Below are 5,991 nucleotides of genomic sequence, written 5' to 3'. Positions count from 1 at the left end.
TGCTCTCGGCCTACCGCACCGGCGCGGTCCCCGGGGTCGGCGCACGCTTTCTGGCGCAACCGGATTCGCGAGTGGTAGGCATCGTCGGGCCCGGCGTCATCGGTCGCAGCTCGCTTGCGGCGTTCATGACGGCATGTCCGAAGGTCGACACCGTCAAGTTCAAGGGCCGCGACCGCGCGAGCATCGAGACGTTCACCGCCTGGGTGGCCGCCGAGTGTCCCCAGATCACCACCGTCACCGAGGTCGACTCCATCGAAGCAGCCGTTCGCGACAGTGACATCGTGACGTTCTGCGCGACGGGCGCCAGCGGTGATCCTGCGAATTATCCGACCGTAGAACGAGATTGGGTCAAGCCAGGCGCGTTACTGAGCATGCCCGCGATCTGCAACATCGACGAGGGAATGCAGGCATCCGACGTACGCAAGGTAGTCGACAACACCCGAATGTACGTGGCGTGGGCGGCTGAGGTGGGGTATCCGACGCACCGCCGTGAGTCACTGATCGGCTGCAAGTTCATGGACATGATCCACGAGGGAACGATGAACGCGGACGACCTTGTCGACCTCGGGGCGGTCGTGACCGGTGAGTCCGAGGGTCGTCGCAGCGAGGATGAGATCGTGCTCCTGTCCATCGGCGGCATGCCCGTCGAGGACGTCGCGTGGGGGACCACGTTGTACCGCAATGCGGTCGAAAGGGGAATTGGGACCAAGCTCAATCTGTGGGAGAGGCCGGTACTGGCATGACGAATGCCGATCGCAGGGACGTCGTCGTCGTCGGATTGGGCTCGATGGGGTCGATGGCATTGTGGCAGTTGGCCAAACGCGGAGTCGACGTTCTCGGCCTCGAGCAGTTCGGGCAGGTACACACCTACGGCGCCTACGCCGGTGAGTCACGACTGTTCCGGGTCGCGGCAAAGGAAGGGCAGCTGTTCACCCCCGCTCTGATGCGTTCACGGGAACTGTGGCACGAGCTGGGGGTTGCCTACGGCCAGCACCCGCTGATGCCCGTCGGCGCGCTGAGCCTCGGGCCGCAGGGCCATCCGGATCTCGAATCGACGCTTCGTTCGATCCAGGAGTACGACCTGCCGCACGAAACCCTCGGTGCTGCCGAACTGCGCGTGCGCTACCCGCAGTTCCACGTCCAGGACGACGACATCGGCGTACTCGACGCCCTGGGCGGGGTGATGCGGTCGGAGCTCGCGGTCGCGGCTGCCAGTGAGCAGGCGCTCGCGCACGGAGCGGAGGTTCAGTACGACACCACCGTCGTGGCGCTGGAACCCGTCACCGACGGCGTCCGCGTGGCCACGTCCAGGGGCGAGGTGATGGCCGACCGCGTCGTCGTCAGTGCGGGCCCGTGGACGACGCGGTTACTCCCCGAGCTGGCCGACGTGGTAAAGGTGGTCTCCTACAACCTGATCTGGTTCATCCCCCGACACATCGAGATGTTCACCCCCGGTCGCTTCCCCGGGTTCATGCGCGACCTCGATGGCGTACACGCCTTCGGCATCCCGACGTTGGACGGCTACAGCGTCAAGGCGACCCCGAACATACAACACGCACTGGTCGAGGACTGGGATGATCGCGGCACCACCCTGACCCGTGAGCAGTTGACGTGGGCCGGTGTGCAGATGCAGAAGATGATTCCCGATCTGATTCCTACTGCGTCGCGATGGTCCGTGCACGGTGAATCGTTGGCCGCCAACAAGATGCCGATCATCGACACCGTTGCTGACGGTTCGATCGTGGTGGCAACGGCGTTGAGCGGCAACGGATTCAAATTCGCCCCGGTGTGGGGTGAGATGTTGGCAGACCTCGCGACGTCGGGACGGGGCAGGTTCACAGAACATGCGTTCACAGTCGCCGCCCACCGGCAGGTACCCAGTGTGGTGGGCGCCTCGAGTTGAGGAAGGGCTGTCGCGGGTGATCTCGTGGACTAACTTGCACTACTCATGAAGCCTGGCGGCGAGGCGGTGGTACGTCACGCGTCGTCCGCTCTCGCCGACGTCGACATCAACGGCTGGACCCAACGCATTGACCTGCTGTCTGATCGTGCTCGAACCGTTGGGACTGTCGTTCTCGCAATGCATGCATGCGGATCCTGTCCCACTCGCCAGGTAGGTCCAATGCGGAATTCGCCCGCGACGTCCGTTGGCGATGAACATGGTGGTCCGTGGCCTGCACGAGCGCGGCCTGGTGGCCAGGCCGGCAACCGTGGCGTCGGGTCGGTCACTGCCCGCCGGACTGACCCGCGACGGCACGGCCCTGCTCGGCCGGATCGATGCGGGCGTGCGCGACGCCCGACGGAAGGTGCTGGCCCCGCTCAGCGAGCAGGACCGCCGGCGGTTCCAGCGGTGGCTCGCCGAGCTCGGCAGTGTCCTGAGTCATTTTTTCGGGTGCAGGAGTTGGCGATGATGGCCGGGGTTTGATCGGCGGTCTTGGTCAGGAGACGTACGGGCGCGGGTTGTCGTTCCAGGTGTCGATCCAGGCTCGGATGTCGGTGTTGAGTTCGCGCACCGAGGTGTGGGTGCCGCGGTGGGCGGCATCGGCACCACACCGTGGTCCTCGATGTCGACGACCTCCATCTTGTCGAGGTCGAACGTGACGATCAGCCCCTCGACCGGCGGCGCGTAGCCGTGTTTTGACGGCGCCGCCCGCATGAACGTCAACGGCCGGCACAGCAGCGCGGAATTGTCGTAATGGTCCTGCTGGCCGTAGTAGCCTGCGGGGCAGGGGTCGATTATCGCGAGGTCGAAGTCGGTGACGCCGCGTGTGAGCATCGCCGCCTGCCACCGCGGATCCTCACGGACGATCTCTTCGACTCCGGTCATGTGCTCGACCAGATGTGACGGGAAGCGCCCCGGAATCGGCTTCCACGAATCGATCACACCGGCCACAATGTCGACGACGCTCTCGTAGACCATCTTGACCGCTGCGTCGTACGCCGTCACGAACGCCCGCCGCGGCACCGGAATCGCCGGATCGAAGGTGAGCTCCGGTGTCTTCTCCGGTTCCGCCAGCTGAATCATCACGAATTTCAGTGTCGGACTGCTGTATTCGGACCCCGAGATGATCCGGGCCGCCGACTCGATCTCGGAGCCCGACAGCGGATCCAGCGGATAGCCAACGCTATCGCCGGTGCCGGTTGTGCGCACAATTGTGCTGTCCATCGTCATAGGTCAAACCGCCTCAGTGGTTTCGGACTTCTTGAGATCGAGCACGGCCAGATGCGCCAGCGCGTCGCCCTCGGTCATCTTGGCCGCCGAACGCCTACCGAAGAACCACACGATCGCGCCGAGGATGACCGTGGCGCCTGCGATACTGCTAAGCCAGGTCATCCAGGTGCTGACCGGAACGGGCAGCCACGGCGCCGCGTACGAGTAGTACACACCGGCCGCGGTGGCGATCAGGCCGACGACGACGACAGTCCACATGCCGACCTTGCCGCCGGGGATGCGCCAGAAGTCCTCGTTGACATAGCGATCGGCGTACTTCTTGCGGGCGATGACCACGGGGATGAAGAAGAAAATTCCCGAGATCAGCCACACCACGCTCAGCCCGCCCTGCAGGTAGATCGTGACATTGGCCATGCTGCTCTGCGAATACAGCGACACCAGGACCAACGAAGAGATGGTGCCCTGGACCAGGATGGCGGTCACCGGGTTGCGGGTGCGCGAGTTGAGGTGGGTGAAGATCCGCGGCAGGTGCCGCTCCAGCCCGGACACGAAGATCAGCCGGGAGTAGGCCACCTGATAGGTCACCATAGCGACGAAAATGACGACGGCCAACACCACCGCGCACACTTCCATCAGACCGGGGAAACCTGAGGTACTCAGGTTGCCGATCACGCCGGTGACCGGATCGATCTGGTCACCGGGCAGCACCAACATTGTGGCGATGGTCGTCAGCAGGTAGATCCCTACCAGTGCGGCAGAGCCGTAGGCGACCATCTTGGTGGCGCTGCGCTTCACCGAGAGGAACTCGGCACCCATGTTGAACGGGGTTTCCACGCCAACCAGGTACAGCAGCACCGTGCCGAACAGGAAACCGCCCACGGCGAAGTTTGGCACCAGGGCGTCGTGCAGGTTGAACGGGGTTCCGGTGTGACCCTGCTTGACGGCGTAGATGACACCGCCGATGACGATAGTCAGCGTCAGCGCACCGTAGACCCAAAAGGTCACGTTGATCACCCGCTGGTTGGCGGCCAGCTTGGCCAGCGCCAAACCGACTACGCCCCAGAGGATCACCAGCTGCAGAATGATGCTCGCCGTCAGTCCTATCTCGGCATGGAATGCCAATAGCAAGAACTGAACAATGATCGCCGGCGACGAGGCGGCGCTGATGATCACCGGCACCCAGGACAGATAGCCGCCGACGAAGGCCCATGTATCACCCATCGTCCGGTGGGCCCAGATGTACACACCGCCTTGGCCGGGCCACAGGTTGCCGAGCTCCGCGACCGCCATACCGGCCGGGATGACGAAGGTGATGATGCCGAGAACCCACATCGGGATCGCGGTCCAGCCACCGGTAGCCATCACCGAGGAACCGGTGATCCAGCAGATGATGAATACGTAGGTGGCTGTCAGCCCGAAGGTGCCGAGCACCTTGGGCAGAATCTGCTCGGGGATGAGCTCGGTAGTCATCAGGGCGTCGCGGCCGGCTGGCCGTGTCGCGTCGATCTCTTGTGTCATTGCTTCCCTCTCAATCGGATCGAATCCCACACGGGGGATCGGGTCAGTTGACGATCTGTCCGTCTTTCATCCGGATGACGCGGCTTGCCTCCTCGGCGACGGTCGGGTCGTGGGTGCTGGCGACAACGGTGACGCCCATGGTCGAGCACAGGTCGCGCAGCATTCGCACGACCGTCTCCCCCGTCTTGTGATCCAGGTTGGCGGTCGGTTCGTCGGCGAGAACCAGGGTCGGGTTGCTGATCAGCGAGCGCGCGATGGCGGTGCGCTGCTGTTCACCACCGGACATCTTGGTGGGTTGATGGTGCATTCGGTGACTCAACCCGACGAGGTCGAGGAGTTCCAACGCCCTCTTGCGCAACGACTTTCGGTCGTAGGGCTCGAACATCAACGGCAGCTCGACGTTCTCGACGGCGGACAGGAACGGAATGAGGTTGTAGCTCTGGAAGATGAACCCGATGGTTTCGTGTCGCAATGCGGCGAACTGGCTTTCGGTGAGCAGACCGGTGTCCTTGCCTGCGACCTTCACCGAGCCCTTCGTCGGCCGGTCCAGACCTCCGATGATGTTGAGCAGCGTGGACTTGCCACTGCCGCTCGGGCCCATCAGGCAGACGAATTCGCCGGGCATGACCTGTAGTTCGGCCGCGACGAGTGCCTTGACGACCTCGTCACCCAGCTTGTGCAGCTTCCAGACCTCGGAGATTTCGATGACCGGGGCCACATCGGTTGGTGCGCCCGACGCGGGCGCCTCGGAATCGGCGAACTCGGTGCCGTCGTCGGTGTCCTTGATGACCGTCATTACTTAGCCTCCCGTGGAGAGCGAATGGATCGGTGGCCGCGACGCTGCGATCCAGGTGGGAACGATGCTGGTGGCCACTGCGGCGATGATGCTGACACCGACCGCGATGGCGGAGCCGGTGACGAGGCCGCCGACCCCAACACCGGTGGGCACGAAACCCGTAACGCCAAGAGCGAGGGTGACGACAACGGCCAGCGCGGCGCCCGCGACCGCGCCGAGCATTGCGGCGATGACGGGCTCGACGAGCAGCGCGGCCACCACCGGTGTGCGCGGCATTCCGTTGCACCGAGCACCCCGAGTTCTTTCGTGCGGTGGGCAACCGTGCGCGTGGTGGCGACGGCGACCTCGACGACGGTGTCGACCTTCGGACATGCCGTGATGAACGCCGCAAGCGAGCTGCGACCGATGACGCCGGGCCCGACGATGCCTACCACTCGCGAATCCGGTTGCGCCAGAAAGCGTGCGCCGACCCCGGGGACCGCGCCGGTGCGGTAGGCCGAGAGCA

Annotated in this window: 5 protein-coding genes and 4 pseudogenes; 2 read left to right on the top strand and 7 right to left on the bottom strand. The window is 64.4% G+C overall.

The genetic code is table 11. The features are described 5' to 3' along the window. Together QOC69_RS32640 and solA are read left to right on the top strand one after the other, a co-directional pair. Positions 1 to 743: tyramine oxidase subunit B (locus tag QOC69_RS32640; protein ID WP_526446630.1), on the top strand; the 743-nt coding region annotated here is incomplete at its 5' end. After that, positions 740 to 1,903 carry an N-methyl-L-tryptophan oxidase gene (gene solA, locus QOC69_RS32635; protein ID WP_526446629.1) on the top strand — a complete coding sequence of 388 codons (1,164 nt, stop codon included), beginning with the start codon at positions 740 to 742 and terminating at the stop codon, positions 1,901 to 1,903. The genes QOC69_RS32640 and solA, both read left to right, overlap by 4 nt. Positions 1,904 to 2,225: 322 nt before the next feature. Here the strand turns inward: solA and QOC69_RS32630 are convergent, their stop codons facing one another. The 7 genes and pseudogenes from QOC69_RS32630 to QOC69_RS32600 form a co-directional block, all read right to left on the bottom strand. Next, positions 2,226 to 2,384, bottom strand: coding sequence for a hypothetical protein (locus tag QOC69_RS32630; protein ID WP_526446628.1), 159 nt, complete (start codon positions 2,382 to 2,384; stop codon positions 2,226 to 2,228). Continuing rightward, a pseudogene (locus QOC69_RS32625) lies at positions 2,320 to 2,531 on the bottom strand (hypothetical protein); the annotation flags it as partial. The gene QOC69_RS32630 and the pseudogene QOC69_RS32625, both read right to left, overlap by 65 nt. Further along, positions 2,474 to 3,172 (bottom strand): annotated as a pseudogene (locus tag QOC69_RS32620) (primary-amine oxidase); the annotation flags it as partial. The pseudogenes QOC69_RS32620 and QOC69_RS32625, both read right to left, overlap by 58 nt. 3 nt (positions 3,173 to 3,175) lie before the next feature. After that, complete coding sequence (locus QOC69_RS32615; RefSeq protein WP_526446627.1) at positions 3,176 to 4,690, bottom strand: amino acid permease; 1,515 nt, start codon at positions 4,688 to 4,690, stop codon at positions 3,176 to 3,178. 43 nt (positions 4,691 to 4,733) lie between these two features. Further along, entirely contained in the window at positions 4,734 to 5,486 is a 753-nt protein-coding gene (locus tag QOC69_RS32610) for an ABC transporter ATP-binding protein (RefSeq protein ID WP_526446626.1), read from the bottom strand. Between the two features lie 3 nt (positions 5,487 to 5,489). Further along, a pseudogene (locus QOC69_RS32605) lies at positions 5,490 to 5,839 on the bottom strand (FtsX-like permease family protein); the annotation flags it as partial. Continuing rightward, positions 5,837 to 5,991: pseudogene (locus QOC69_RS32600) on the bottom strand (tyramine oxidase subunit B); the annotation flags it as partial. The pseudogenes QOC69_RS32600 and QOC69_RS32605, both read right to left, overlap by 3 nt.

Source organism: Mycobacterium sp. (assembly GCF_032162105.1).
GTDB lineage: Bacteria > Actinomycetota > Actinomycetes > Mycobacteriales > Mycobacteriaceae > Mycobacterium.
This window is presented reverse-complemented; position numbering and strand designations above follow the sequence as displayed.